The organism is Roseococcus suduntuyensis, assembly GCF_014196305.1.
In the GTDB taxonomy this organism is placed as follows: Bacteria; Pseudomonadota; Alphaproteobacteria; order Acetobacterales; family Acetobacteraceae; genus Roseococcus; species Roseococcus suduntuyensis.
The window spans coordinates 54686-78067 of the sequence record NZ_JACIDJ010000008.1 but is presented as its reverse complement, the minus strand read 5'-3'; the positions used below and the strand labels follow the sequence as shown (position 1 = coordinate 78067).

The following is a 23382-nucleotide window of genomic DNA, read 5'->3' as shown; positions in this document are numbered from 1 at the left end:
GCCTCCAGGACAGTCAACGAGGCCCGGAGCGGGCTTGTAACAGAACAGGAGTGCCACGTGTCCGAAATCACCCCCGGCATCAACACCCCCGCACGGCCGCAGCAGGGGCCGCAATCCTCCAGCCCCACGGGCGAGACGGCCAACGCCAGCCTGTTCTTCCGGCGCTGGCTGCGCAACCCCCTTCAGATGGGGTCCATCATTCCGTCCTCGCCGGCGTTGTGCCGGCGCATCGCCGCGGCGGTGGAGCGTGAGCCCGAGGAATATGTGCTGGAACTGGGCGCCGGCACCGGCGTCATCTCCCGCGCCCTCCTGGCGGCAGGCGTGCCCGCGCACAAGCTGATCGTGGTCGAGATCGTGCCCGAGATGGCCGAGTTCCTGCGCGAGAGCCTGCCTGGCGTGAACGTGATCTGCGGCGACGCCTTCGACCTGAAGAACGCCCTGCCCGCCCATATGCAGAACCGAATCGGGACGGCCATCTGCGGCATCCCACTCGTGCTGCTGCCGCTGGAGCGCCAGCAGGCCTTCGTGGACGCGGTGGAGAGCGTGGCGCCCGGCAAGGGCTTCCTGCTCTACACCTACTGCATCACCTCGCCCCTGCCCTACGACAAGCTTTCGCTGGGGGCGCGGCGCCTCGCCTGGACGCCGCTCAACTTTCCACCCGCTAGCGTGTGGCGCTACCGTCCCGGCGCGGCCTGACGACGCCCGGCGCGCGGCGCGCAAGACGGTGGTACCGGCGCCTTTCGGGGCCGCAGCCTGACGGGGGTGTGATGACATCACCGTTGGATTAACACGCCCCCATGCACCGCGAAAACCCCGCCGAACCGGGCATCAGCCCCGTTCCGGCGGGGGATGAGTGGGTTACCGGCTGGTCAGGGCGATGTCGTCGCCCTTCGGCCCGCGCAGCTTCGCGATCAACCGCGGGTGCGCGCCGCGCTTCACCAGCAGCGCCTCGCCCAGGCCGCGCTCCTGCAAGGCGGCGTGGACCTGCTCGGCCTCGGGGTGCTCGGCCTCCAGCCCGACCAGACGGAAGTGGCTGTCGCGCAGGCGTTTGCCCGCGCGCTCACCTTTCCATTCGATGAGCGCGGGGATGAGGTTGTCCATGTCCTGCCGTTGCGGCGGGATGGCCATGCGCCAATGCAGGTCGCCCCGCTGCATCTCGCGGATTTCGCCACCGCGCGGGCCAAGCCGGCCCATCACGGCGTCCATGGCCGGCGTGCGCGCCACCCAACTCAGCAGCCGCGGTTCCGATTCCAGCATGGTGCGCGTGGCCGCGTCGTCCAGGTCGAAGAGGCGCGGGTGCGGCGGCTCGGGCTGGGCGGGGTCGGGGGCGATGACCTCCAGATAGCAATCGGGGCCGAGGCCCAGCAGCATGTTGTGCGTGCCGGCCCCCTCGTGTCGCCCGCCGGCCTGGGGCTTCACGCCCAGCAGGCGCTCGACGAAGGCGGCGCCCTCCTCGAGCGTGCGGGCGCCGAGGACGATGTGATCAATCTCGGCCATGTCTCACCTGGCCTGGAACTGTGTGGCGCCGAACATGTTCTCGCGTTCCTTGTCCGTGATTTGACCCTGGCGCTGGCGCTCGGCCAGTACGGCCACGCCACGCTGGACGGCCGGGCGGGCCGCGATGGCATCGTGCCAGCGTTTCACATTCGGGAAATGCGCGAGATCAATGCCGCGGCGATCGGGGTTCCGCACCCAGGGGAAGGTCGCGATGTCGGCGATGGTATAGGCGTCGCCACCCAGGTATTCGGCCTCGCCCAGGCGCTTCTCCATCACGCGGTGCAGGCGCTGCACCTCGTTGGAATAGCGGGTGATGGCATAGGGCAGCTTCTCCGGCGCATAGGCCGCGAAGTGGTTGTACTGGCCGAACATGGGGCCCACCCCGCCCATCTGGAACATCAGCCATTGCAGGCAGATGTGGCGCGCCGCACCCGAGGCCGGCAGCAGGGCGCTGCCGGTCTTCTCGCACAGGTAGATCATGATCGCCGCGCTCTCGAAGAGCGCCAGCGGCTGGCCGTCCGGCCCCTCCGGGTCCTCGATGGCGGGGATGCGATGGTTGGGGGTGATGGCCAGGAATTCGGGGCGGAACTGCTCGCCCGCGCCGATGTTCACGGGCACCACCTCATAGGGCAGGCCCAGCTCCTCCAGCAGGATATGAACTTTGTGGCCATTGGGGGTGGGCCAGCTGTGAAGGCGCAGGGTGGCGGGCATGGGCGGGTCCTCGTTCGGGGGTGCCGAACGATGGAGGCTCCCCGCGCCCGCCGCAAGCTAGAGCATGCTGCGTTCACATGCGGTCACGCAGACTGCTCCGGCCATCGTTGAGAGCGGGATTCAGCGTTTTCGGCGATTCCACCTCAACGCATCCCGATCTAGCCGTAAGCGCGTTCCACCACCGGGCCGGGTGGCGGTGCCGCCGCGATCTCCCGGATGATCTTGCGGCGCACCGCCTGGCCGAAGCTCTCGAAACCATCCGCGACCATGAGGAAGGCGCCAGGGCCGCCGATCACACGTTCCTGGAAATACTCGTCCAGCGGCTGGGTGGGCATCAGACCCGGCGGCGGCGGCGTGCGGTCGAGCACGGCCAGGCCGTTCAGGACGATGCCCTTGTCCAGTGCATCGCGCCGCGCATCGGCCACCTCGCGGCCGGAATTGTTGATGCCATCGCCCGAAATGTCCACGACGCGGCGCGTGCCCTCATAGCCGCGGCCGAACAGGTTGGAGGCGAAGTCGATGGCGGCCGAGATGGAGGTGTAGAGATGGGTGCGCCGGGGTGCGGCATCGATCGCGGCGGCGAAGCGCTCGGCGGCGGCGGGGCTGTCCAGCTTCGCCCAGGGCACCAGATGTTCCTGGATGTTCCAGTCGGACCAGGTGAAGAGCGTGACGGCGATGCTGCCGATGGGCCCGTGCGTCATGGCCTCGATGAAGGAGCGATCGCGGAAGACGGCGGCATAGCCGTTGAACTGCATCTCCATCTCGACGGCGTCCACCGAGCGGGAGACATCCACGGCCAGGACCAGCTCCACATCCACGGGGTCGGGTTCGGCCAGGCGCTGGGCGGCCTCGGCGCGGCGGTGAAGCAGCAGCGCCGGGGCGGGAAGGGCCAGGCCGGCGGTGGTGGCAAGGAAATGACGACGTTGCATCTGACCCTCATTCGTCCGGTGCCTCCCCCCTGACGGGGTCGGCGTGAAGGGCCGTGCAGCGATTTCTCCCGTATGCGTAACATTATGGGGAAGTCAGGTCAGGGATCAAGACCTTTTTGCTGCATTGCAGCATGTTTTATTTTCGCGCATGGGAAGGCACCGCCTTTTGGCCGCGCCAGGGTTATGCCCGGCGCGGCCTGAACAAAGCGTGAAGGGGAATTATCCCTTGAAGGCCGTGTTCCCCACCCGCGCATCGGCGTTCAGCCGGGCGCTGAGCGCGTGCAGGCGCGGGTAGCTGCCCTCCACCAGGGCGGGCAGCACCTTCGCCGCGAAGTCGAGCGCCACCACCGCCGTCACATCGGCCTGGGTCAGCCGGCCAAGGCAGAGGAAATCGCCCTCCGCCATCGCCTCCAGCGCCGCGAAACCGCCCTGCGCCTGGGCCTGCAGGTTCGCCGCGCCCTCGGCCCAGCGCAGCGCCTCAGGCCGGCGGGCGGTCTCGTAATAGGCCTGGACGGTCTTTTCCATCACGCCGACGCCGATGGCCGTGGCGCGCAGCACGAGGCGGCGCTCGGCGCCAGCATGGGGCGTCAGGGCCGCCTCACCCATCACCTCGTCCAGGTGGTCGAGGATGGCGTTGCTGTCCACCAGCACCTCGCCATCCTCCAGGATCAGGCTCGGCACGCGGCCCACCGGGTTGTAGCCCGCGATGGCCGCGCCATCGGTCGTGGTGGCCAGCGGCAGGGAGGTGAACTCCAGGCCGTAGAGGTTCAGCGTCGCGGCCACGCGCCGCACAAAGGGGGAGAGGAAACGGCCGACGAGTTGCATGGGTGGTCCTTCAGAATCCGGCGCCGGGCTGGGCCAGATAGGTCAGCTCCGCTGGCGTGCTCTCGCGGCCGAGCGTGGCGTTGCGATGGGGGAAGCGGCCGAACCGCGCGATGATGACGCGGTGCCGCCAGGCATAGTCGATGCTCCCCCCTGGGGCGGCGGCGGCGGGGTTGTCGCGCAGCCCCTCGAACAAGGCCGCCGAGAGGTCCTGCGCCGCCATGTCCTCGGCATGCTCGAAGGGGAGGTAGAAGAAGGGGCGCTGGGTGGGCGTCACGCGCAGATCCATCCGCTGGCGCAGCACCAGCTCCCGCGCCAGGGACCGCGCATGGGCGTCGCTGGCGAAGGCGTGGGGGTGGCCGCGGAACAGGTTGCGGGGAAACTGGTCCAGCAGGATCAGCAGCGCCAGCGCGCCCTCGGGCGTGGCGGCCCAGCCATCCAGCGTGCCCTCGCGCGCGGGAGCGACCAGGGTGCCGAAACGGGCGCGGATTTCGGCGTCGAAGGCATCATCGCGCTGGAACCACGCCTTGCGGGGGGTGTCGGGGCCGTCCGCGAACCAGAAGTCCAGGATCTCCCTCACAGCCCGCGCTCCAGCACGCGGATGGAGTGCAGCGCCTCGCGCCCCGACAGATCCTGGATCTGATGGCGGCAGGAGGTGCCGTCGGCCACGATGATGTCGCCCTGGGGCGCCGCGCGCACGGCCGGCAGCAGCGAGAGTTCCGCCATGGCCTTGGAGGCCTCGATGTTCTTCGCCTCATAGCCGAAGGCGCCGGCCATGCCGCAGCAGGACGACGCGATGGGCTTCACCTCCATGCCCGGCACCCGCCGCAGCGCCTTCACCGCGGCGGGAAAGGCGCCGAAGGCCTTCTGGTGGCAATGGCCATGGATATGCGCGGCCGCCGCCACGGGCTTCAGCGCCGGCAGCGTGCCTTCCTTCTCCAGGAATTCAGTGGCGAGGAAGGCGCGACTGGACAGCGCCTCCGATTCCGCGCCGGGCAGCAGGGCGGTGAACTCGTCACGCAGCGTCATGAGGCAGGAGGGTTCGAGGCCCAGCACCGGCGCATCGGAACCCGCGAGCGCGGCCAGGGTGCGCCGCGCCTCGGCCCGCGCTTCGTCCACCATGCCGGCGGCGAGGTAGGTGCGGCCGCAACAGAGTGGGCGGCTCCCCTCCCCTTGCGCGGGCTTCACATTGTAGCCGGCGGCGGCCAGCACACGCACGGCGGCGCGCAGGTTCTCGGGTTCGAAGTGACGGTTGAAGGTGTCGGCGAAGAGGATCACCTCCTTCGTGCCGCCGCCTGCGCGGGCTTCGCCATCCCGGAAGGCGTCGCGGCGGAAGCGCGGCAGGGAGCGCTCGGCGGAGAGCCCCAGCAGCTTTTCGGACAGCTTGGCGAGGCCGGGCAGCGTGTCCCGCAGATTGGCCAGGAAAGGCACCGCCGAGGCCATGCCCGCCCAGCGCGGCAGCGTCGCGATCAGCTTGTCCTTCAGCGGAACGCCCTGGCGCGCATTGCGCGCGGCCAGCACCTCGATCTTCATGCGCGCCATGTCCACGCCCGTGGGGCATTCGCGCTTGCAGCCCTTGCAGGAGACGCAGAGGGACATCGCCTCCTGCGCCGCCTCGCCGCCGATGCCGCCGGGGATCTGGCCTGTGAGCGCCAGGCGCAGCGTGTTGGCGCGGCCGCGCGTGAGGTGCTGCTCCTCGCGCGTGACGCGATAGCTCGGGCACATCACGTTGGCGTCGAACTTCCGGCAGGTGCCGTTGTTGTTGCACATCTCCACGGCACCCAGCAGGCCGCGCTGCGGGCCGGGCCAGGCGGACCAGTCGAGTGCCGGCGTCACCGGCAGCGCGGCATAGTCCGGGCCGTAGCGGAACAGGCTGCGGTCATCCATGCGCGGCGGGCGGACGACGCGGCCGGGGTTGAGCAAGCCGTTCGGGTCGAACTCATCCTTCACCGCCTCGAAGGCGCGCACGATCCTCGGGCCGAACATGCTCTCGTGGAATTCGGAGCGGACGATGCCATCGCCGTGCTCGCCCGAATGGCTGCCCTTGTATTCGCGGACGAGCGCGAAGCATTCCTCCGCGATCTCGCGCATGCGGCGGACGTCGCTGCCATCCTTCATGTTCAGCACGGGGCGCACATGCAGGCAGCCCACGCTGGCATGGGCATACCAGGTGCCTTTCACGCCGTGCTTGTCGAAGACGGAAGTCAGGCGCTCGGTGTAGTCGGGCAGATCTTCCAGGGAGACCGCCGCGTCCTCGATGAAGGAGACGGGTTTCGCATCGCCCTTCATGGACATCATGATGTTGAGGCCGGCCTCGCGCACCTCCGCCACCTCGGCCTGGAAACCGGCGTCCGTCGCGCGGACCACCATCCCGGGCAGGCCCAGGTCGCCCATCATCTCCTCCAGCCGGTCCAGCGCCGCCAGCAGGGGGCCGTCCTCATGGCCGTGGAACTCCACGATCAGCAGGCTGTCCGGCTCTCCGATCAGCATGCGTTCGATGATGGGGCGGTAGATGGGGATGGAGCGCCCCAGCTCGATCATGGTGCGGTCCACCAGCTCCACCGCCTCGGGGTCGAGCGTGACCAGGTGCTTGGACGCCTCCATGGCGCGGCGGAAGCTCGGGAATTGGCAGATGCCCACCATCTTGCGCGGCTTGATGGGCCAGAGCTTGAGGTCCAGCGCGGCCGAGAAGGCCAGCGTGCCCTCGCTGCCCACCAGCAGCCGCGCCAAATTTCCCCGGCCGGCGGCCCGCGCGGCCGGCGTCAGCGCATCGAGGTTGTAGCCGCCCACGCGGCGGAGCTGTTCGGGGAAGCGTTCGGCGATCTCGGCGGCCTCGCGCTCACCCAGCGCGTGCAGGCGTGCCACGAGGTCGGTGTTGGGCAGCCCCTCGCCGAAAATGTGTCGCGATCCGTCGGCCAGGATGCCGTCGATGGCGCGGACGTTGTCGGCCATCAGCCCGTAGCGGATGGACTTCGACCCGCAGGAATTGTTCCCCGCCATGCCGCCGATGGTGCAGCGCGCCCAGGTGCTGGGGTCCACCGGGAAGAACTTCCCGGACGGCTTCAGCGCCTCGTTCAGGGCGCCGAGCGTGATGCCGGGCTCCACGCGCGCCGTGTCGCCCTCCACGTTCAGCACGCGGCGCAGGTGCTTCGTGCAGTCCAGCACCAGCGCCCGGTTCACCGTCTGCCCGCATTGCGACGTGCCGCCCCCACGCGGCAGGACGGGCACGCCTTCCTCCCGGCAAATTGCCATGGCGGCTTCCACATCGGCGGCTGTCTTCGGCACCAGCACGCCGATGGGCTCGACCTGGTAGATGGAGGCATCGGTGGCGTAGCGGCCGCGATCGGCGGGGGTGAAGAGCACCTCCCCTTCCGTTTCGCGTTGCAGGCGCTGGGCGAGGCGGCTGTCGCCGATCTGTGCGGGCATGGCGTTCATGGCGCCATATCTAGCCCCGAAGCCGCTCCGCGTCAGATGGATAATCCTCATCCCCCGCACAAGCCGAACTCATTGGCGCGGGGGCGCGATCTGGGGCACACCCAGCCCAGCACAGGAGGACCGTCATGGCCTATTTCCAGACCCGCACCACGCCCGGCCGCCATTTCCTGCAGATTCCCGGGCCGTCCAATGTGCCGGACCGGGTGCTGCGCGCCATGGACAACCCCACCATGGACCATCGCGGCCCCGACTTCGGCGTGATGGGCAAGATGATCCTGGACAAGGTCAAGAAGGTCTTCCAGACCGAGAGCCATGTGGTGATCTACCCGGCCTCGGGCACCGGCGCCTGGGAAGCGGCGCTGGTCAACACCCTCTCCCCCGGCGACCGCGTGCTCATGTGCGAGACGGGCTGGTTCGCGAGCCTGTGGCGCGAGATGGCCGAAAAGCTCGACATCCGCCCCGAATTCCTGAAGGGCGACTGGCGCCGCGGCGCCGAGCCCGCGCGCATCGAGGAATATCTCCGCGCCGACAAGGGGCACGAGATCAAGGCCGTCTGCGTCGTCCACAACGAGACGAGCACGGGCTGCACCAGCCGCATCGCCGAGGTCCGCGCCGCCATCGATGCCGCCGGCCACCCGGCCCTGCTGCTGGTGGACACGATCAGCGGCCTGGCGTCCATGGACTACCGGCATGACGAGTGGGGCGTGGACGTCACCGTCTCCGGCTCGCAGAAGGGGCTGATGCTGCCGCCGGGCCTCTCCTTCAACGCGGTCAGCGCCAAGGCGCTGAAGGCGGCGGACCAGGCGAAGCTGCCGCGCAGCTTCTGGGACTGGAAGCCGATGATCGCCTCCAACGCCACGGGCTATTTCCCCTACACGCCGGCGACGAACATGCTCTACGCGCTCGACACCGCGCTGGACATGCTGCTGGAGGAAGGGCTGGAGAATGTCTTCGCCCGCCATGACCGCATGGCCGAGGCGACCCGCCGCGCGGTGCGCGCCTGGGGGCTGGAGGTGCAGTGCCAGGAGCCGCGGCATTATTCCTCGGTGCTGACCGGCGTGCGCCTGCCGGAGGGCCACAGCGCGAACGCGCTGCGCGCCGCGATCGTGGAGCGGTTCAACATGTCGCTCGGCAATGGCCTCGGCCAGTTGAACGACCGCGTGTTCCGCATCGGGCATCTGGGCGACATCAGCGAATTGCAGCTGATGGCGACGCTGTCGGGCATCGAGATGGGGCTGCGCATCGCGGGCGTGCCGCACAAGCCGGAGGGTGTGCGGGCGGCGATGGAATACCTGACGGGCAACGCATAATCCCCACGAAAACGCTGCGCATTTTCGCGGGGGCCCCGGTAGACCACCCCACGAAATCGCCTTCGGCGCTTTCGCGGGGGCCCCGGTTTGGTGCCTGTCTTCGCAGGGAAGGCCGTTGGCGCGGCGAAGCCGCGCCGCCTACCGAAGGGGGCCGGTGGGCGAGGCGCGCTGGCTTTGCAGCGGGCGCGCCCTCGGGCAGCATGGCGCCGCCCTGGGAGTATCCGGCCGCACGGCGGCCGGCGCGCCCAGACCGACCTTGCCAAACGCACACCAGTGGCGGCGCGCAGCCAAGCCGCCGGAGGCGGCGCCCGGCGCCTGAGGGAAAGAAGAATGCCCCGCTTTGCCGCGAACATCTCGATGATGTTCAACGAACTCCCCTTTCTCGACCGCTTTGCCGCCGCCCGCGCGGCGGGGTTCGAGGCGGTGGAGTTCCTCTTCCCCTATGACTTCCCCGCCGCCGAGATCGCGACCCGCCTGAAGGACCAGGGCCTCGCCCAGGTGCTGTTCAACGGCCCTCCCGGCGACTGGAACAATGGTGAGCGCGGCTCCGCCTGCCTGCCCGACCGCCGCGCCGAATTCCGCGAAGGAATCAAGCGCGCCCTCGACTACAGCGCCGCCCTCGCCTGCCCGCGGCTGCACGTCATGGCGGGGCTGACGCCGGCCGGCATCCCGCGCGACACGCTGCTTTCCACCTACGCCGCCAACCTCGACTGGGCGGCGGAGGAATGCATGAAGGCCGGCGTGAAGCCCATCATCGAGCCCATCAACCACCGCGACATCCCGGGCTTCTTCCTGAACCGCACCAGCGAGGCGGTGGCCATCATAAACGCGGTGGGGCCGGAGCGTCTGGGGCTGCAGTTCGACCTCTACCACTGCCAGATCACCGAGGGCGACGTGTCGCGCCGCGCGGCCGAACTCCTGCCCTACATCGCCCACATGCAGGTGGCCGACACGCCAGGCCGGCACGAGCCCGGCACCGGCGAGGTCAACTGGCCCTTCGTCTTCGATGCCATTGACGCCAGCGGCTATCGCGGCTGGATCGGCTGCGAGTATCGCCCGAAGGGCGAGACGCTCGCAGGGTTGGGCTGGTTCGCGAAGTATCGTGCGGCCTGACGGCCGCGCGCCGACCGCTTCAGACCGCGGGGCGTGAAGGCGCCGCGATCATAGGGCGGCGGCTCACCCATTCATCACACGGCCAAGGAGACACTCCGGACATGAAGATCGCATTCATCGGCCTCGGCATCATGGGCCAGCCCATGGCGGAAAATCTCGCCAAGGCCGGCCACGAGATCATCGCCCCCGAGCGCGCCAGCCTGAAGCCCGAGGCGCGCGCCCAGTTCACCATCGTGCCCGACGCCACCGCCGCCACGAAGGCGGCGGAGGTCATCATCATCATGGTGCCCGACACACCCGATGTGGAGCGCGCGCTCTTCGCCGAGGGCGGCGTGGCGGCCGGGCTTTCCGCCGGCAAGCTGGTCATCGACATGTCCTCGATCAGCCCCACGGCCACCAAGGACTACGCCGCGCGCGTGAATGCGCTGGGCTGCGACTACCTGGACGCGCCCGTCTCGGGCGGCGAGGTCGGCGCCAAGAACGCCGCCCTGACCATCATGGTGGGCGGGCCCGAGGCCGCCTTCGCCCGCGCCCTGCCGCTGTTCGAGGCGATGGGCAAGAACATCACCCTCGTCGGACCCAATGGCGCGGGGCAGACCACGAAGGTCGCGAACCAGATCATCGTGGCCCTCAACATCGAGGCGGTGGCCGAGGCGCTGGTCTTCGCCTCCAAGGCCGGCGCCGACCCCGCCAAGGTGCGCCAGGCGCTGATGGGCGGCTTCGCCAACAGCCGCATCCTGGAAGTCCATGCCGAGCGGATGATCAATCGCACCTTCAACCCGGGCTTCCGCATCAAGCTGCACCAGAAGGACCTGAACCTCGCGCTGCAATCGGCGAAGGAACTGGGCGTGGCCTTGCCCAACACGGCTTCCGCGCAGCAACTGTTCTCCGCCTGCGCGGCCATGGGCGGCGAGGGCTGGGACCATTCGGGCCTGGTGCAGGCGCTGGAGGCCATGGCCAACCACAAGCTCGGCTGAGGCGTTACGCGCGCACTCAATCTGCGGGAAGGTGCCGATGCTGAAGGAATTCCGGGAGTTCATCGCCAGGGGCAATGTCATGGACCTGGCGGTGGGCGTCGTCATCGGCACCGCCTTCGGGCGGATCGTGTCATCCCTTGTGAGTGACATCATCATGCCCATCGCGGGCGCGATCATCGGCGGGCTGGACTATTCCAACTACTTCCTGCCCCTCTCGCCGGCGGTGACGGCCACCACGCTGGAAGCGGCGCGCGCCCAGGGCGCGGTGCTGGCCTATGGCAACTTCGCCACCGTGGTGCTGAATTTCCTGCTGCTGGCCTGGATCGTCTTCCTGATGGTGAAGGGGCTCAACTCCGTGCGCCGCCGCCTGGAGCACGAGAAGAAGCAGGAGGCCGCGAAGCCCCCCGTCCCGTCCGCCGATGTGCGGCTGCTCACCGAAATCCGCGACCTGCTGGCGGAGCGCAAGGGCGCCGCCTGAGGTCAGCCCTTCAGATGGCGGTGGATCTCGGTGTTGTCGGCCTTCGGCCCCAGTCGCTCCACCGCCGCCCCCCATTGCGCGCGGCAAAGGTCGAGCAGGGCATGCGCCGTGCCCGTGCCCGCCGCGATGCGCCCGGCCGTCTCCAGATCCTTCCGCATGAGGCCGAGCTGGAAGCCGCCGGCATAGCGCGCCGTGATGATCTCCTGCGCGAGCTTCGTCTCGGTCGCGATGTTGCGGCCGGAGCTCGCGTTCATCACGGCGGCGAGGATGTTCAGGTCCAGCCCCTCCGCCTCGGCCATCAGCGCGGCCTCGCTCACCGCCAATAGCCCGGCCGCGTAGACGTAGTTGTTCAGCGCCTTCATCGCATGGGCGCTGCCGACGGGGCCCGTGGGGATGATGGCCTCGCCCATCAGGCGCAGCAGGGCGTCGGCACGGGCCACATCGGCGGGGGCACCCCCCACCATGATGGCCAGCGTCCCCATCCGCGCCTTGGGCACGGAGCCGGAGACGGGCGCGTCCAGCATCGCGCAGCCCCGCGCCTCCAGCGCCGCCGCCCAGCGCCGCGTCTCGGCGGGGACGGAGCTGCCCATGTCGATCACCAGCGCGCCGGGCCGCAGCACCGGCAGCAGGCCTTCCATCACCGCGGCCACGGCGGGGCTGTCGGGCAGCATCAGGATGATGGTGTCGCAGGAGGCGAGGCCATCCAGGCCCACGGCCTCCGCCCCCTCGATGGCCTGGCCCGCGGCGTCATGCGTCCGCAGCGCGACCCCTTTGGCCACCAGGTTGCCCGCCATGGGCCGCCCCATCATGCCCAAGCCCACGAAACCCACCTGCGTCATCGCCGCCTCCCCTGTTGGAGAGAATGCTCGGCCAGGGCTCGTGGCCTGTCCAGGCAGGGTCAGGCGGGAAGTTCCACCGGCATGCGGCCGCGCAGGGTGCAGACCAAGCCCTCCGGCCGGAATTCCAGCGAGACCTGGCCGTTGAACTCCTGCGCCAGCGCCTGTTCGATCATCCGCAGGCCGAAGCCGCGATGGCTGGGGGGCTGCAGCGCCGGCCCATCCCATTCGCGCCACATCAGCCAGAAATCGCCAGGCCCCGCCTCGCTCCAATCCAGGTCCACCCGCCCCGTATCGGTGGTCAGGGCGCCATGCTTCAGCGCATTGGTGCAGAGTTCGTGCAGCGCCATCGCCAGCGTGATGGCGGCCTTGGGCGGCAGCATCACCTCGGGGCCCTGCAAGGTCACGCGCTCGGGCCGGTCGCAGGCGCTGGCCGTCACCTCGGTCGCCAGCGTCTCCAGCGACACATGGTCCCAGCTCTGCTGCGTCAGCAGGTTGTGCGCCGCGCCCAGGGCGCCCAGCCGCTGCTGGAAGGCGCGGGTGGGCTCGGCCAGGGCGGGCGTCGCGCGGAAGGTCTGCGACGCGATGGCCTGGACGATGGCCAGCGTGTTCTTCACGCGATGGTCCAGCTCATGGATCAGCAGCTCGCGGTGGCGTTCGGCGCGCTTGCGCTCGCCCACATCCAGGAAATGGCCACAGATGCCATCGGCCATCGGGTAGGCCCGCAGGTCGAACCAGGTGTCGAGCGGCGCGAAATAGGCCTCGGTGCTGCTGGCCACGCCCTGATCCATCGCGCGGCGGTACACCTTCTCGAAGGGGGTTCCCACCACCTCGGGAAAGGCCTCCCAGAAGGAGGCGCCGCGGAAGCTCGTGGTGCCGCGCTGCAAGGGGCTCAGGATGCGCTCGCCCTGGCGGTTGAGGAAGGCGATGCGCCAATCGGACGTGATGGCGATGAAACCGTCGGTGATGCTCTCCAGCAGGCGGCTCGCGCGCGCCTCGCTCTCGGCCAGCGCCCGTTGCAGCCGCACCTGGCCGGTGGTCTCGGTGCAGGCGCAGAACAGCCCGGCCCAGGCGCCGGCCTCGTCCTGGATGGGGGTGTAGGAGAAGGCGAAGAAGGTCTCCTCCAGGTAGCCACGCCGGAGCATGTTCAGCCGGATCTGGTCCATGTGGACGGGACGGCTGGCCTGCACCTCGGCCAGGATGGGGGCCAGATCCTCGCGGATTTCGGACCAGACCTCCAGCAGCGGTTCGCCCAGCGCGGCCGGGTGCTTGTCGGCCAGCACCTCGGCATAGGCGTCATTGTAGAGGATGCGCGCCTCATGCCCCCAGCCGATGAACATGGGCTGGTTGGCCGAGAGCATCAGCCGCAGCAGGGTGCAGAGCGGGGTTGGCCAGCTGGCCGGCGCGCCGAAGAAGGTGGCGGGCCAGTCGTGCTGGCGCATGCGGTCCGCCATGGGCCCCGAGAGGTCCCGGAAGGGGTCGGTGGCCATCTCGGGCGGTGCGGCGTGAGTCATGTTCATGCGTCCCGCTGTTGCGGGGCAGAAACGCATGGTTCGCCCGAAGGTTGACTTCGTTCGGGCGCCCGCGCCCCGTCAGCGCGGCGCGCGCACCGCGGCCGCCAGCGCCCGCACCTGGTCCAGCATGGCTTGCGCCGTGCCGGGCGTGGCGCGGCCCTCGCTATCCAGGGTGCGCGACATGGTCTCGATCAGCGCCGAGGCCACCACCGCGCCGTCCGAGACGCGCGCCGCATGCCCCGCCTGCTCGGGCGTGCGCACGCCGAAGCCGATGCAGATGGGCAGGTCCGTGTGGGCGCGGATGCGCGGGATGGCGGCTTCCAGTGCCGCCGGGTCGGCGCTGCGTGTGCCGGTGATGCCGGTGATCGCCACATAATAGACGAAGCCCGAGGAGGCGTTCAGGACCACGTCCAGCCGCGCCGCATCCGTCGTGGGAGCGACGAGGCGAATGATGTCCAGCCCCGCGGCGGCGGCATGCGGCGCCAGGACCTCGGCCTCCTCGGGCGGCATGTCCACCACGATGAGGCCGTCCACGCCGGCGCTGGCGGCATCGGCCACGAAGCGCTCGGCGCCATAGGAGAGGATGGGGTTGAGGTAGCCCATCAGGATCACGGGCGTCTCAGAATCGCCCGCGCGGAATTCCCGCACCATCTCCAGCGTACCGCCCAGCGTGGCACCCGCCTTCAACCCCCGCTGGCCGGCGAGCTGGATGATGGGCCCATCCGCCATCGGGTCGGTGAAGGGCACGCCGATCTCGATGAGGTCCGCGCCCGCGCCCGGCATCCCGCGCAGGATTTCCATGCTGGTCGCGCGGTCGGGGTCATAGGCTTCGAGGAAGGGGATCAGCGCGCCCCGCCCCTCGGCGCGCAGGGCCGCGAAACGGGCGGCGATGCGCGAGCCGGTGGCGACCACGGGGCGGGTCTCGGTGGCGGTGGCGGACATCAGAACTCCTCCCCCAGCAGGCGGGCGACGGTGAAGATGTCCTTGTCGCCGCGGCCGCACATGTTCATCACGATCAGGGTGCTCTCGGGCAGTGTGGGCGCCACCTTGATCACATGCGCCAGCGCGTGCGCGGGCTCCAGCGCGGGGATGATGCCCTCCAGCCGCGAGCAGAGCTGGAAGGCGGCCAGCGCCTCGTCATCGGTGGCGTTCACATATTCGACCCGGCCCAGCTCGTGCAGCCAGGCGTGCTCCGGCCCGACGCCCGGGTAGTCGAGGCCGGCGCTGATGGAGTGGCCTTCCAGGATCTGCCCATGCTCGTCCTGCAGCAGGTAGGTGCGGTTGCCGTGCAGCACGCCGGGGCGGCCGCCGGTCAGGCTGGCCGCATGGCCGGTGACGGTGTCCACGCCATGGCCGCCCGCCTCCACGCCCAGCATCCGCACATCGGCGTCATCCAGGAAGGGATGGAACAGGCCCATGGCGTTGGAGCCACCGCCGATCGCCGCCACCAGCACGTCGGGCAGGCGGCCCTCGGCCTCCATCATCTGGGCGCGGGTCTCGCTGCCGATCACGCTCTGGAAGTCGCGCACCATGACGGGATAGGGGTGCGGGCCGGCCACGGTGCCGATGCAGTAGTAGGTGTCCTCGACATTCGCGACCCAGTGGCGAAGGGCCTCGTTCATCGCATCCTTCAGCGTGGCGGCGCCCGATTCCACGGCCACCACCTCGGCGCCCAGCAGCTTCATGCGGAACACGTTGGGCTGCTGGCGGGCCACGTCGGTGGCGCCCATGAAGACCGTGCAGGGCAGGTTGAACAGGGCGCAGGCGGTGGCGGTGGCAACACCGTGTTGGCCCGCGCCGGTCTCGGCGATGATGCGCTTCTTGCCCATGCGCTTGGCCAGCAGGATCTGGCCCAGCACCGCGTTGATCTTGTGCGCGCCGGTGTGGTTCAGCTCGTCGCGCTTGAAATAGACCTTCGCACCCATGCCGGGCGCGGCCTCGGCGCGCAGGTGTTCCGTCACGCGCTCCGCGTACCAAAGCGGGCTGGGGCGGCCGACATAATGGGTCAGCAGGCGGCGCCACTCCGCGTCGAAAGCCGGGTCCGCCTTCGCGGCATTGTAGGCCTGCTCCACCTCGAGGATGAGGGGCATCAGCGTCTCGGCCACATAGCGGCCGCCGAAGCCGCCGAACTTGCCGGCGGCGTCGGGGCCGCTGCGGAAGGTGTTCGGGCGCGTGAGGGGCTTGTTCAACTTGGCGTTCCCGGGGCTGAGGTGCGCGGGGGGCAATGCGGCCCCCCGGGGCCGACAGTGATAGCCAAGCGCGCGGCTTTCCCCAACCCCGGATCGCGCGAGGCGGGCGCACCATGGTCAACTTCCGTTGATCACACTTCGGCCTAGGGTTAGGCGGCTGATTCACGTTTTCGGCGAAACGCCGAAAACGATCAGACGCTGGCGCCCCGCGCGGCCTTGACGAAGGCGGCGACCAGGGCGGAGTCCTTCACCCCCCGCTCCCGCTCCAGCCCCGAGGAGGCATCCACCCCCGGCGCTCCGGCCGTCGCGATGGCCTCGGCCACGTTGCCGGGCGTCAGGCCGCCGGCCAGCAGCCAGGGCCGCCCCACCGCCAGGCCCCGCACCAGGCGCCATTCGAAGGGCTGGGCGTTACCGCCGGGCAGCGCGGCGCCGGGCGGCGCCTTCGCGTCCAGCAGCAACCGGTCGGCCACCGCGGCATGGGGCGGGATGGCGGCGAGGTCGGCCTCGGTCGCGATGCCCAGCGCCTTCATCACCGGCCGGCGGAAGCGGGCGCGGATTTCGGCGACGCGGGCCGGCGTCTCCTCGCCATGGAGCTGGATGGTGTCGAGCGGCACGGCGGCGAGCGTCTCGGCCAGTTCCTCGTCGGTCGGGTCCACGAAAAGCCCGACCCGTCCCGGCCCGCCCTCCAGCGTCGCCGAAAGCGCGCCCGCCTGTTCCGGCGTCAGCGCGCGGGGCGAGGCGGGGAAGAAGACGAAGCCCACCTCATCCGCGCCTGCCGAAGCCGCGGCCGCCAGGGCTTCGGGGGTCGCGATGCCGCAGACCTTGACCCAGACGCTCATCGCGGCAGGGCCGCCACGATGGCGCGGGCGGCGGCACCCGGGTCGGCGGCGGCGGTGATGGGGCGGCCCACCACGATCCAGTCGGCACCGGCGGCCACCGCCTCCTCCGGGGTGGCGACGCGGGCCTGGTCGCCAGGGTCGCTGCCGGCGGGGCGAATGCCGGGCACGACCAGCAAGGGGTCCTCGCCCAGCGCGTCGCGCAGCATCGCCACCTCCCGCGCCGAGCAGACCAGCCCATCGGCGCCGGCCGCGAGCGCCATGCGCGCGAGGCGCAGCACCTGCTGAGACGGGCCGCCGGCCACGCCGACCTCGTGCAGGGTGGCGGCATCCATGCTGGTCAGCACCGTGACGGCCAGCAGGATGGGGCGCGTGGCGCCCGCCCGCTCCGCCGCCTCGCGCGCGGCCGCGATCATGGCGGGGCCGCCGCCGGCGTGCAGGGTCACCATGGCGGGGCCACGGGGGCACAAGGCGCGAATGGCGCCGGCCACCGTGTTGGGAATGTCGTGCAGCTTCACGTCCAGGAAGACCGGCGCGCGGGCGGTCAGGGCGTCCAGCGCCGCGGGCCCCTCGGCGCAGAACAGTTCCAACCCCAGCTTCAGCACGGCGGGGGCACCCCCCATACGATCCGCGAGGGAAAGGGCCTCATCGAGGCGCGGGGTATCGAGGGCCGCGATCAGGCGGCCGCCCGGAGCTTGGGGACGTGCGAGCATGCCCCATGCGTTACCCCGGAATCGCGGCGGCGTCAGCCGGGTTCGGTCAGGCGCCCTCGCCGGGGTCCTGGCCGCCATTGACGCGAATCCGCAGCTCCTTGCCCGGGCGGAAATGCGGCATGCCCTTGCTGGCCACGGCCACGCTTTCCCCGGTGCGGGGGTTGCGGCCCTGGCGCGCGTCGCGCTTGCGGGTGGTGAAGGCGCCGAAGCCGCGCAGCTCCACCCGGTCCCCGCGCGCGAGGGCCTTGCTGATCTCCTCGAAGATCGTTCCAACCACAAGTTCCACATCCGGCTGCCGCAGATGCGGATGCTGGGTGGCCAGATGCGCGATCAACTCGCTTTTTGTCATGGCGTTCCTCGCGGCGTGGTGCATTCACACAACCCGATGTAGTCGAGATTGCAGGATGTTCAGCGTTTATCGAAGCGAAATTTGCCAGGGAAATACACCTTCCGCGCGCAAAAGCCGCGCGGCCCCTCCCCAGAAGGCATCCGACATCGAGGAAAGGGCCCGTTCTGCCGTCCCGCGCGGGTCCAGGTCGCGCACCCGAAGGTCCCGCGGGACCTCATGCTGTTCGGCCAGCCAGACGCGCGCCTCGGCCTCGCCGCCAATGGCATCCAGCAGGCCCAGCGCCATCGCCTGGCGGCCGGTCATGACACGGCCATCGGCCACGGCGCGCACCTGGGCCTCGGGCATGTCGCGCCCGGCGGCGACCATGGCGACGAATTGGGACTGCATGTCCTCGACCACCGCGGAGAGCGCCGCGCGCCCCTCTTCGGTCAACGGGCGGAAGGGGCTGGGCTGGTCCTTCAGGGGGCCGGAGGTGATGCTCTCCGGCCGCACGCCCAGGCTTTCCAGCAATTCCGCCGCGTTGAAGCTTTGCAGCAGCACGCCGATGGAGCCCGTCAGCGTGGATTCGCGGGCGAAGATGCGGTGGGCCGGCAGCGCCACCATGTAGCCGGCCGAGGCGGCCGTGCCGCCCATGATGGCCACCACGGGCTTGCCGGCCGCGCGCACGCGGGCAATGGCCGCATGGAAGGCCTCGCCGCCGGCGACCGACCCGCCCGGGCTGTTGATCATGACCAGCAGGGCGCGCATGTCGTCATCCCGCGCGGCGCGTTCCAGCAGGCGCAGGGTGCGACGGTCCTCGCTGATGGTGCCCGCCAGGGTGAGGCGGGCCACATGCTGCCCGCCCAGCACGCTGGCGGCAGGCCCGGGCCCGCCGAAGATCACCGCCAGGCCCACCACCACGCCGAGGACGAGGGTGGTGCGCCAGAAGGCGAGTTGCCGCTTGAGGCGGCGCCGGTCGAGCAGGAGGTCGGGTTCGAGGGCCATGGCCGCTGGTAGCACGGGGCGCGGAATTGCGCGCAATGCAGATGGCGCCTTGGATCATTGAGGCAAGCCCGGTTGCGCGGGCGGCGCGGCGGGGCTAAGAGCGGGCCGTCCGTGCCGCGGAGCCTTTTCCGCCGCAGGCCTGGGCCGACGTAGCACAGCGGTAGTGCAACCGATTCGTAATCGGTAGGTCGCGAGTTCGATTCTCGCCGTCGGCACCACCCTTCCCAACTCGGGGGTCCACCGGGGGTCCAAAGTAGCTCAGGCAGCGCGGAACGCGAGGCAATGCCGTGGGTGGAATGCCAAGCCCCACCGCGCTCCGCCATTACCAGTGCGAACGCATCCGCGCCGTTGCCCTCGCCTACCGCGCCACAATGGTAGAGGGGTGCCAGGCCCGCGAGGCCAGCGCCCGTGCAGTCGCGGCCGACATCGAGGCTGGCGGCAATCCTAATGCAGCGTAGAAGGATGTTACCCGCATCATTGCCGGCGTGGCCGCAGACCATGGCGAATGGTTCTGGCGGCCAGTCCGGGAACGGTAGGACCGGGAGGATGCGGCCATGCGGAAGCTTGGATGGAGGCCCGGCGCGCTTGCTTGGGATGAACGGCGCCGCATGGCGGAGGAAGCCGTGGCGCGCGTGTTTGGCGACAGGCCGGAGTGACGAGCACCCCCGTGCTAGGGGCGACTTGTCCCAACCTAATTCACTTAGAAGTTGCTGTTCGAGGCAATAAACGTAACTTGATCACGGCGGCCAGATGAGTGATTCGCGGGCCGCACGCGGCAGCCCTCATTGCAAGGAGATGCGCTCAGATGATCCGAGTTACCGTTGTGGTACGTGAAGTGGGGCGCTTGAGCCCCGACTACTCCATTGATTTCGACTTGCCACAGATCCCTGCCGTTGGGGATTACCTATCTGTCCAGCGACCCGACACGCCCGACCCATATGGCGAAGATTTGATTGTTAGGCAGGTATGGTGGCGCTTGAAGTACCCTTCCACAGAGGGCTACGCCCGCAGTGGTCAGCCGGTACCGGTCGGCAAAGTTCAGGAAATTTTCGTCGAATGCGATCAGGCAATTGGCCCTTGGACTAGCGACCGTTCGCGAGACTACCTCACGGCCGCCTACACAGGGCGGGGCCTCCAAATACCAGAACTGGAAGTGGCTCGTTTGAGCATCCGTCAGGACGGTTCTGCGGTGAAGTAACCTGTCCGGCGCGGTGTCGGGCGCTCCTCCGATGTACGCCATCGGCTTTGGGGGGGATATTGGCGTATCGAAAGCTTGAAGCGTGGAATTCCTCAAACCGTTGGCTGAGTGGGCTGCCAGCCACGGGCAGGACGGATGCGGTGCCCCGGTGGGCGCCGCATCAATTCTCAAACCCATCGCGGGATTAGCAGGTGATTGCCCTCATGCCGCTTCCCGCAGCAGATCAAGTATGGTCGCCGGGTTGCGCTCAATCGCCATAAGATAAGCTCGCATGGCCCCGGTGGGGCGGTTTCGCCCCTGCTCCCATTGGCGCACCTGATGAACGGTGAAACCAAAGGATTGGGCAAAGCCCTCCTGGGATAGCCCGGTCTTCGAACGAATGGCGCGCACGTCCATCTCGGGCGGAACATGCAGACGTGCAGGGCTGGTTTCGTGCCGGGCGACCGCCAGGGCCTCGCGGAGCCCCTCCGCGATCTTGCCGAAAGCCTTCTTGCTCATCTTGTGTTCACTTTCCTTACGCGGTTGCGGTACTCCTCCACTAACTCCCCCGTCATGGCGGCGAGATCGTTTCGCTCAGCCTTGGAGAGATTAACCTTCTCCCCCTTTGCAAAAACGGTGAGTAAGAAGACCGGAATATTTGGGCCTGTGTAAAAGGTGACTGTCCGATATCCGCCGCTTTTCCCTTTTCCGGGTCTAGCAAACCGAACCTTCCGACAGCCTCCAGTTCCTTCGATCACGTCGCCAGCTTGAGGGTTGCCTGCTAGATACGTAACCAGCCGCTCTACCTCATCTGCGTCCATTCCCGCATCCTTGGCGGCGCGCCGGAAGGAGAAGAGTTCGCAGACTGTGTGCATATGCAGATGCTAAGTGAAACACTTAGTAGGTGCAAGCGGTTTCCTTCGGACAAACATTTTTTTGTGTGCTTCAGCGTAGATCGGCTCCGGAGGGGGGCTACGGTTCCCCATCCTGCTTCCCGCCCCGCGCCACCACCTTCAGTGCGCCATCCGGCAAGGGCCGCTGAAGGGCCATGGCCTCGGCGGTCGGGGCTGTAAGCCAGAGGTCCACCTCCTCCGGCGTCGTCAGGATCACCGGCATGGCCTTCGGGTGGACGGCGCCAACTTCGGCGTTCGGCTCGGTCGTCAGGAAGGCGAACAGGTCGTTCGTCGTCTCGCCTTCCTTCAACTTCCGGACAGAGGTCCAGCGCGTCCACACGCCCGCGAAGAAGGCCAGAGGGCGGCCCTCCGCCAGCGCAAACCAGACGGGGGGCCGCGATCCATCCGGCAACACCTCGTTCTCGGCGAAGCTGGTGAACGGCACCACGCACCGACTTTCCACGCCGAGCCAGCGGCGCCAGTGGGGCGACTTCGTGTTGCGGATGTTGGTCACGCCCGGGTCCGTCTTGCGGCCCTTCAGGGCAAAGGCCGGCGAGGGCATACCCCAGCGCGCATAGACCAGCTCCCGCCCGTCCACGCCGTTCCGGACGATGGGCGCGGCATAGTCAGGGTAGATGCCAGGCATAGGCGGCAGATTGCCCAACCCGTCGCGCATCACGCGCGCAATGTCGCGGATGGCCTGCTGGCTCTTCGTCATGGAGTAGGCGTTGCACATGCCTCAAGGGTCACTCAGACCGCGCCGCACGGCAATGGAAGGCAGCGCGGCGGTTCACTCGGGCTGAGGGGGCGAGCCGGGCTGCCCGGCCATGTCAGGGCCGCAGGCGGCCTTATTCCCGAACACCCGCGCCACCGCCGCTTCCGCGACGCGCCGCCGCTCGTCCCAGGCGCGAGGGCCAGGCCACCATCCCAGCTTCCGCATGGCGTATTCCTCACGTTCCAACCGCTCCATGACGGGTCGCCAGAACCATTCGCCATGGTCGCTCGCCACGCGGGCGATGATTCGGGCTACGTCCGTGAAGGCTGTTTCGGTGTTACCTCCGGCGGCAATATAGGCGGTGATTGCCCGGCGCCTCGCGGGGCCGTCAGAGTCGCCTTCCGTCATCGCGGCGCGGTAGGCCCGCGCGGCGGCGCGGATTTGGTTCTGCTGAATGCCCGCCAACGGAGGGGGCGACGGCATGCCGCCATGCGTGCTCATCGCGCTATCCCGCTCCCCCTTTGCATGAGGTCGGGAGGGTGGCGAGCCGCTTCATGGGTAGCAAGCGGTCATCGCTCGCAGCGATCACATGAAGTAAGCCCGGCATGTCCGTATCTGACAGGTTTTGCGGCGTCTCCGTCGAAGGCTTGCGCCATGGGTGGGGAGTTGGACTAACCTCGCCTGGGACAACCCCTGGGTCAGAGATGAAAGTTTACCGCAGCGAAAACGGCGAAAACCGCCTGCTCGGCCGTGCTGAGATACCTGATGATGGTCGGCCAGTCTTTGAGGTTCACCTGTTCGGAGCCGCCTCAACCATCACCGACCAGTTTACAATCGGCACCGTGAGCGTCACAGGGCCGGGCAGAAGTGAGATACGGGTCGAAAGGGCCGTGCTGCTGGCCCCTTTCCAGCGCCCAGAAATCCTGCCCGGATGGGAACCCCTCGCCTCGTGATTGGCAGCGGGGCGCTTTGCGTGGCCCGGGCGCTGCGTTGCGTGATGCTCGTTGCAGCAATTTCCATGAGCGGTGGGTCGGCCGCCCTGACGACTTCAGTGCCGCTGGGCCTGTTGTATGGGGTTCTCGGTGACGATGGGCAGCCTATTCCGGTAGATGCTGACGGGCTTCCCGGGCGACGGTTGTCCGATGCGGAGCTTCACCGCCTTTTGCTGCATCTCTCCCGGTTCATGGATGCTGCGAGCCTGCGGCTTGCCTTATGCCATGCCCAGGGACTGCCTTACGGAGCAACGGGCTGGCGCGAATGCATAGAACGGCCCTGGCAGGCGGGTTGAAGCGGTCCCGTTAATAGGCTCTGCTTGATTTTGCCCAATTTTCAGCGATCACCGCGCTTCGCGCGCTCTTCTTCTATGATCTGCCTCAACATTGCTAATATGGTATCCTGGGGCACTCCAGTATTTTGAGCTGCCCATTCAGAGAGTTCCCGTTCAAGTCTTGCAAATGCATCCTCGCTATTGGACGACTTTGCCAAAGATTCATGAAGGGCGGCCCGAAGGATCCCGCGTATATATTCTTGCGCATCCACAACCCCTTGCTCCCTCAAAAAAAGAATCCCGCGCCTTTAGTAGGCTATCGGAGAAGTCTTACGAAAGCACTCAACCGTAGAATGCCTCGGCGCGTCGATTCTGGGGACCATAAGGGCCATTTCGGATCCGGACAGCTAATTAAATCGGCGTTACTCGCATAGGGGGAGAGTGACAAATTCCCGGTTGTATTCCAAACAGCGTGAAGATGAAAAATTGACTTAGATGCAAACCTTGCCGGAGACACCATGCCCGCATACCGAGCCAGCGACCCGCACAGCCCTCCCACTCTAATGGTTCATGCGGGCGGCTTGGAGTCTTCCAGGTCCGCGCGGGGCGATGACCGGAAGGGCGCGGAAAAGCAAGC

At 68.6% G+C, this 23382-nt stretch carries 25 protein-coding genes and 1 tRNA gene; 8 read left to right on the top strand and 18 right to left on the bottom strand.

What is annotated here, in order from left to right; all coding sequences use genetic code 11:
* Positions 1 to 57: 57 nt before the first annotated feature.
* Entirely contained in the window at positions 58 to 696 is a 639-nt protein-coding gene (locus GGQ83_RS17955; RefSeq protein WP_311728639.1) for a class I SAM-dependent methyltransferase, read from the top strand.
* Between the two features lie 162 nt (positions 697 to 858).
* On the opposite strand, the gene GGQ83_RS17950 is transcribed toward GGQ83_RS17955, so the two are convergent.
* The 6 genes from GGQ83_RS17950 to GGQ83_RS17925 form a co-directional block, all read right to left on the bottom strand.
* The gene (locus tag GGQ83_RS17950; RefSeq protein ID WP_184386366.1) at positions 859 to 1497 is read right to left on the bottom strand and encodes a VOC family protein; all 639 of its coding nucleotides are present in this window, start codon (positions 1495 to 1497) and stop codon (positions 859 to 861) included.
* 3 nt (positions 1498 to 1500) lie between these two features.
* Complete coding sequence (locus tag GGQ83_RS17945; RefSeq protein ID WP_184386365.1) at positions 1501 to 2208, bottom strand: glutathione S-transferase family protein; 708 nt, start codon at positions 2206 to 2208, stop codon at positions 1501 to 1503.
* Between the two features lie 158 nt (positions 2209 to 2366).
* Entirely contained in the window at positions 2367 to 3137 is a 771-nt protein-coding gene (locus tag GGQ83_RS17940; RefSeq protein WP_184386364.1) for a DUF1194 domain-containing protein, read from the bottom strand.
* A gap of 219 nt (positions 3138 to 3356) precedes the next feature.
* The gene (locus GGQ83_RS17935) at positions 3357 to 3962 is read right to left on the bottom strand and encodes a glutathione S-transferase family protein (RefSeq protein ID WP_184386363.1); all 606 of its coding nucleotides are present in this window, start codon (positions 3960 to 3962) and stop codon (positions 3357 to 3359) included.
* A 10-nt stretch (positions 3963 to 3972) separates the two neighbouring features.
* Positions 3973 to 4539 carry a DUF924 family protein gene (locus GGQ83_RS17930; protein WP_184386362.1) on the bottom strand — a complete coding sequence of 189 codons (567 nt, stop codon included), beginning with the start codon at positions 4537 to 4539 and terminating at the stop codon, positions 3973 to 3975.
* Positions 4536 to 7385 (bottom strand): FAD-binding and (Fe-S)-binding domain-containing protein, encoded by a 2850-nt coding sequence (locus GGQ83_RS17925; RefSeq protein ID WP_242535214.1) that lies wholly within the window; start codon positions 7383 to 7385, stop codon positions 4536 to 4538. The genes GGQ83_RS17930 and GGQ83_RS17925 overlap by 4 nt, the downstream gene beginning before the upstream one ends.
* Positions 7386 to 7519: 134 nt before the next feature.
* Between GGQ83_RS17925 and GGQ83_RS17920 the strand changes: the two genes are divergently transcribed.
* The 4 genes from GGQ83_RS17920 (at position 7520) to mscL (ending at position 11272) form a co-directional block, all read left to right on the top strand.
* Positions 7520 to 8704, top strand: coding sequence for a pyridoxal-phosphate-dependent aminotransferase family protein (locus GGQ83_RS17920; protein WP_184386360.1), 1185 nt, complete (start codon positions 7520 to 7522; stop codon positions 8702 to 8704).
* Between the two features lie 330 nt (positions 8705 to 9034).
* Positions 9035 to 9817: a 2-oxo-tetronate isomerase gene (otnI, locus tag GGQ83_RS17915; protein ID WP_184386359.1), complete on the top strand. Its 783-nt coding sequence runs from the start codon at positions 9035 to 9037 to the stop codon at positions 9815 to 9817.
* Positions 9818 to 9918: 101 nt separating this feature from the next.
* On the top strand, positions 9919 to 10794 hold the full coding sequence (locus GGQ83_RS17910) for a 2-hydroxy-3-oxopropionate reductase (protein WP_184386358.1): 876 nt from the start codon (positions 9919 to 9921) through the stop codon (positions 10792 to 10794).
* 37 nt (positions 10795 to 10831) lie between these two features.
* The gene (gene mscL / locus GGQ83_RS17905) at positions 10832 to 11272 is read left to right on the top strand and encodes a large conductance mechanosensitive channel protein MscL (protein ID WP_184386357.1); all 441 of its coding nucleotides are present in this window, start codon (positions 10832 to 10834) and stop codon (positions 11270 to 11272) included.
* A gap of 2 nt (positions 11273 to 11274) precedes the next feature.
* Here mscL and GGQ83_RS17900 read toward each other — a convergent pair whose 3' ends face one another.
* The 8 genes from GGQ83_RS17900 to sppA all read right to left on the bottom strand — a co-directional run bounded on the left by GGQ83_RS17900 (position 11275) and on the right by sppA (position 18693).
* Positions 11275 to 12111: an NAD(P)-dependent oxidoreductase gene (locus tag GGQ83_RS17900; protein ID WP_184386356.1), complete on the bottom strand. Its 837-nt coding sequence runs from the start codon at positions 12109 to 12111 to the stop codon at positions 11275 to 11277.
* 59 nt (positions 12112 to 12170) lie between these two features.
* Positions 12171 to 13628: a sensor histidine kinase gene (locus tag GGQ83_RS17895; protein WP_184386355.1), complete on the bottom strand. Its 1458-nt coding sequence runs from the start codon at positions 13626 to 13628 to the stop codon at positions 12171 to 12173.
* Between the two features lie 72 nt (positions 13629 to 13700).
* Complete coding sequence (gene trpA / locus GGQ83_RS17890; RefSeq protein ID WP_184386354.1) at positions 13701 to 14564, bottom strand: tryptophan synthase subunit alpha; 864 nt, start codon at positions 14562 to 14564, stop codon at positions 13701 to 13703.
* The gene (trpB, locus tag GGQ83_RS17885) at positions 14564 to 15811 is read right to left on the bottom strand and encodes a tryptophan synthase subunit beta (RefSeq protein WP_184386353.1); all 1248 of its coding nucleotides are present in this window, start codon (positions 15809 to 15811) and stop codon (positions 14564 to 14566) included. The genes trpA and trpB overlap by 1 nt, the downstream gene beginning before the upstream one ends.
* 191 nt (positions 15812 to 16002) lie before the next feature.
* Positions 16003 to 16650 (bottom strand): phosphoribosylanthranilate isomerase, encoded by a 648-nt coding sequence (locus GGQ83_RS17880; RefSeq protein WP_184386352.1) that lies wholly within the window; start codon positions 16648 to 16650, stop codon positions 16003 to 16005.
* The gene (pyrF, locus tag GGQ83_RS17875) at positions 16647 to 17360 is read right to left on the bottom strand and encodes an orotidine-5'-phosphate decarboxylase (protein WP_184386351.1); all 714 of its coding nucleotides are present in this window, start codon (positions 17358 to 17360) and stop codon (positions 16647 to 16649) included. Before pyrF ends, GGQ83_RS17880 begins: the two co-directional genes overlap by 4 nt.
* A gap of 46 nt (positions 17361 to 17406) precedes the next feature.
* Entirely contained in the window at positions 17407 to 17709 is a 303-nt protein-coding gene (ihfB, locus tag GGQ83_RS17870) for an integration host factor subunit beta (RefSeq protein WP_184386350.1), read from the bottom strand.
* Positions 17710 to 17775: 66 nt separating this feature from the next.
* Positions 17776 to 18693, bottom strand: a complete 918-nt coding sequence (gene sppA / locus GGQ83_RS17865; protein ID WP_184386349.1) for a signal peptide peptidase SppA — start codon at positions 18691 to 18693, stop codon at positions 17776 to 17778.
* A gap of 143 nt (positions 18694 to 18836) precedes the next feature.
* On the opposite strand from sppA, the gene GGQ83_RS17860 reads away from it, so the two are divergent.
* Both GGQ83_RS17860 and GGQ83_RS17855 read left to right on the top strand, forming a co-directional pair.
* Positions 18837 to 18911 (top strand) — tRNA-Thr (locus GGQ83_RS17860).
* Positions 18912 to 19498: 587 nt separating this feature from the next.
* Entirely contained in the window at positions 19499 to 19891 is a 393-nt protein-coding gene (locus GGQ83_RS17855) for a hypothetical protein (protein ID WP_184386348.1), read from the top strand.
* A 201-nt stretch (positions 19892 to 20092) separates the two neighbouring features.
* Here the strand turns inward: GGQ83_RS17855 and GGQ83_RS17850 are convergent, their stop codons facing one another.
* The 4 genes from GGQ83_RS17850 to GGQ83_RS17835 form a co-directional block, all read right to left on the bottom strand.
* The gene (locus GGQ83_RS17850; protein WP_184386347.1) at positions 20093 to 20389 is read right to left on the bottom strand and encodes a helix-turn-helix domain-containing protein; all 297 of its coding nucleotides are present in this window, start codon (positions 20387 to 20389) and stop codon (positions 20093 to 20095) included.
* Positions 20386 to 20745 carry a type II toxin-antitoxin system RelE/ParE family toxin gene (locus tag GGQ83_RS17845; RefSeq protein ID WP_184386346.1) on the bottom strand — a complete coding sequence of 120 codons (360 nt, stop codon included), beginning with the start codon at positions 20743 to 20745 and terminating at the stop codon, positions 20386 to 20388. Before GGQ83_RS17845 ends, GGQ83_RS17850 begins: the two co-directional genes overlap by 4 nt.
* Positions 20746 to 20842: 97 nt before the next feature.
* Entirely contained in the window at positions 20843 to 21499 is a 657-nt protein-coding gene (locus GGQ83_RS17840; protein WP_184386345.1) for an SOS response-associated peptidase, read from the bottom strand.
* 54 nt (positions 21500 to 21553) lie between these two features.
* A complete protein-coding gene (locus GGQ83_RS17835; RefSeq protein WP_184386344.1) occupies positions 21554 to 21979 on the bottom strand; it encodes a hypothetical protein in 426 nt (141 codons plus the stop codon).
* A 203-nt stretch (positions 21980 to 22182) separates the two neighbouring features.
* Here GGQ83_RS17835 and GGQ83_RS17830 point away from each other — a divergent pair, with 203 nt between their 5' ends.
* Positions 22183 to 22431, top strand: coding sequence for a hypothetical protein (locus GGQ83_RS17830; RefSeq protein ID WP_184386343.1), 249 nt, complete (start codon positions 22183 to 22185; stop codon positions 22429 to 22431).
* Positions 22432 to 23382: the final 951 nt, after the last annotated feature.

Coding starts and splice junctions, on each gene's coding strand:
- GGQ83_RS17895 (WP_184386355.1), bottom strand. CDS start 13,628: ATGAACATGACTCACGCCGCACCGCCCGAGATGGCCACCGACCCCTTC.
- GGQ83_RS17835 (WP_184386344.1), bottom strand. CDS start 21,979: ATGAGCACGCATGGCGGCATGCCGTCGCCCCCTCCGTTGGCGGGCATT.
- GGQ83_RS17910 (WP_184386358.1), top strand. CDS start 9,919: ATGAAGATCGCATTCATCGGCCTCGGCATCATGGGCCAGCCCATGGCG.
- GGQ83_RS17830 (WP_184386343.1), top strand. CDS start 22,183: ATGAAAGTTTACCGCAGCGAAAACGGCGAAAACCGCCTGCTCGGCCGT.
- GGQ83_RS17935 (WP_184386363.1), bottom strand. CDS start 3,962: ATGCAACTCGTCGGCCGTTTCCTCTCCCCCTTTGTGCGGCGCGTGGCC.
- GGQ83_RS17925 (WP_242535214.1), bottom strand. CDS start 7,385: ATGCCCGCACAGATCGGCGACAGCCGCCTCGCCCAGCGCCTGCAACGC.
- GGQ83_RS17845 (WP_184386346.1), bottom strand. CDS start 20,745: ATGCACACAGTCTGCGAACTCTTCTCCTTCCGGCGCGCCGCCAAGGAT.
- GGQ83_RS17855 (WP_184386348.1), top strand. CDS start 19,499: ATGATCCGAGTTACCGTTGTGGTACGTGAAGTGGGGCGCTTGAGCCCC.
- GGQ83_RS17900 (WP_184386356.1), bottom strand. CDS start 12,111: ATGACGCAGGTGGGTTTCGTGGGCTTGGGCATGATGGGGCGGCCCATG.
- GGQ83_RS17920 (WP_184386360.1), top strand. CDS start 7,520: ATGGCCTATTTCCAGACCCGCACCACGCCCGGCCGCCATTTCCTGCAG.
- GGQ83_RS17945 (WP_184386365.1), bottom strand. CDS start 2,208: ATGCCCGCCACCCTGCGCCTTCACAGCTGGCCCACCCCCAATGGCCAC.
- pyrF (WP_184386351.1), bottom strand. CDS start 17,360: ATGCTCGCACGTCCCCAAGCTCCGGGCGGCCGCCTGATCGCGGCCCTC.
- GGQ83_RS17850 (WP_184386347.1), bottom strand. CDS start 20,389: ATGAGCAAGAAGGCTTTCGGCAAGATCGCGGAGGGGCTCCGCGAGGCC.
- GGQ83_RS17880 (WP_184386352.1), bottom strand. CDS start 16,650: ATGAGCGTCTGGGTCAAGGTCTGCGGCATCGCGACCCCCGAAGCCCTG.
- ihfB (WP_184386350.1), bottom strand. CDS start 17,709: ATGACAAAAAGCGAGTTGATCGCGCATCTGGCCACCCAGCATCCGCAT.
- otnI (WP_184386359.1), top strand. CDS start 9,035: ATGCCCCGCTTTGCCGCGAACATCTCGATGATGTTCAACGAACTCCCC.
- GGQ83_RS17940 (WP_184386364.1), bottom strand. CDS start 3,137: ATGCAACGTCGTCATTTCCTTGCCACCACCGCCGGCCTGGCCCTTCCC.
- trpA (WP_184386354.1), bottom strand. CDS start 14,564: ATGTCCGCCACCGCCACCGAGACCCGCCCCGTGGTCGCCACCGGCTCG.
- GGQ83_RS17840 (WP_184386345.1), bottom strand. CDS start 21,499: ATGTGCAACGCCTACTCCATGACGAAGAGCCAGCAGGCCATCCGCGAC.
- sppA (WP_184386349.1), bottom strand. CDS start 18,693: ATGGCCCTCGAACCCGACCTCCTGCTCGACCGGCGCCGCCTCAAGCGG.
- mscL (WP_184386357.1), top strand. CDS start 10,832: ATGCTGAAGGAATTCCGGGAGTTCATCGCCAGGGGCAATGTCATGGAC.
- GGQ83_RS17950 (WP_184386366.1), bottom strand. CDS start 1,497: ATGGCCGAGATTGATCACATCGTCCTCGGCGCCCGCACGCTCGAGGAG.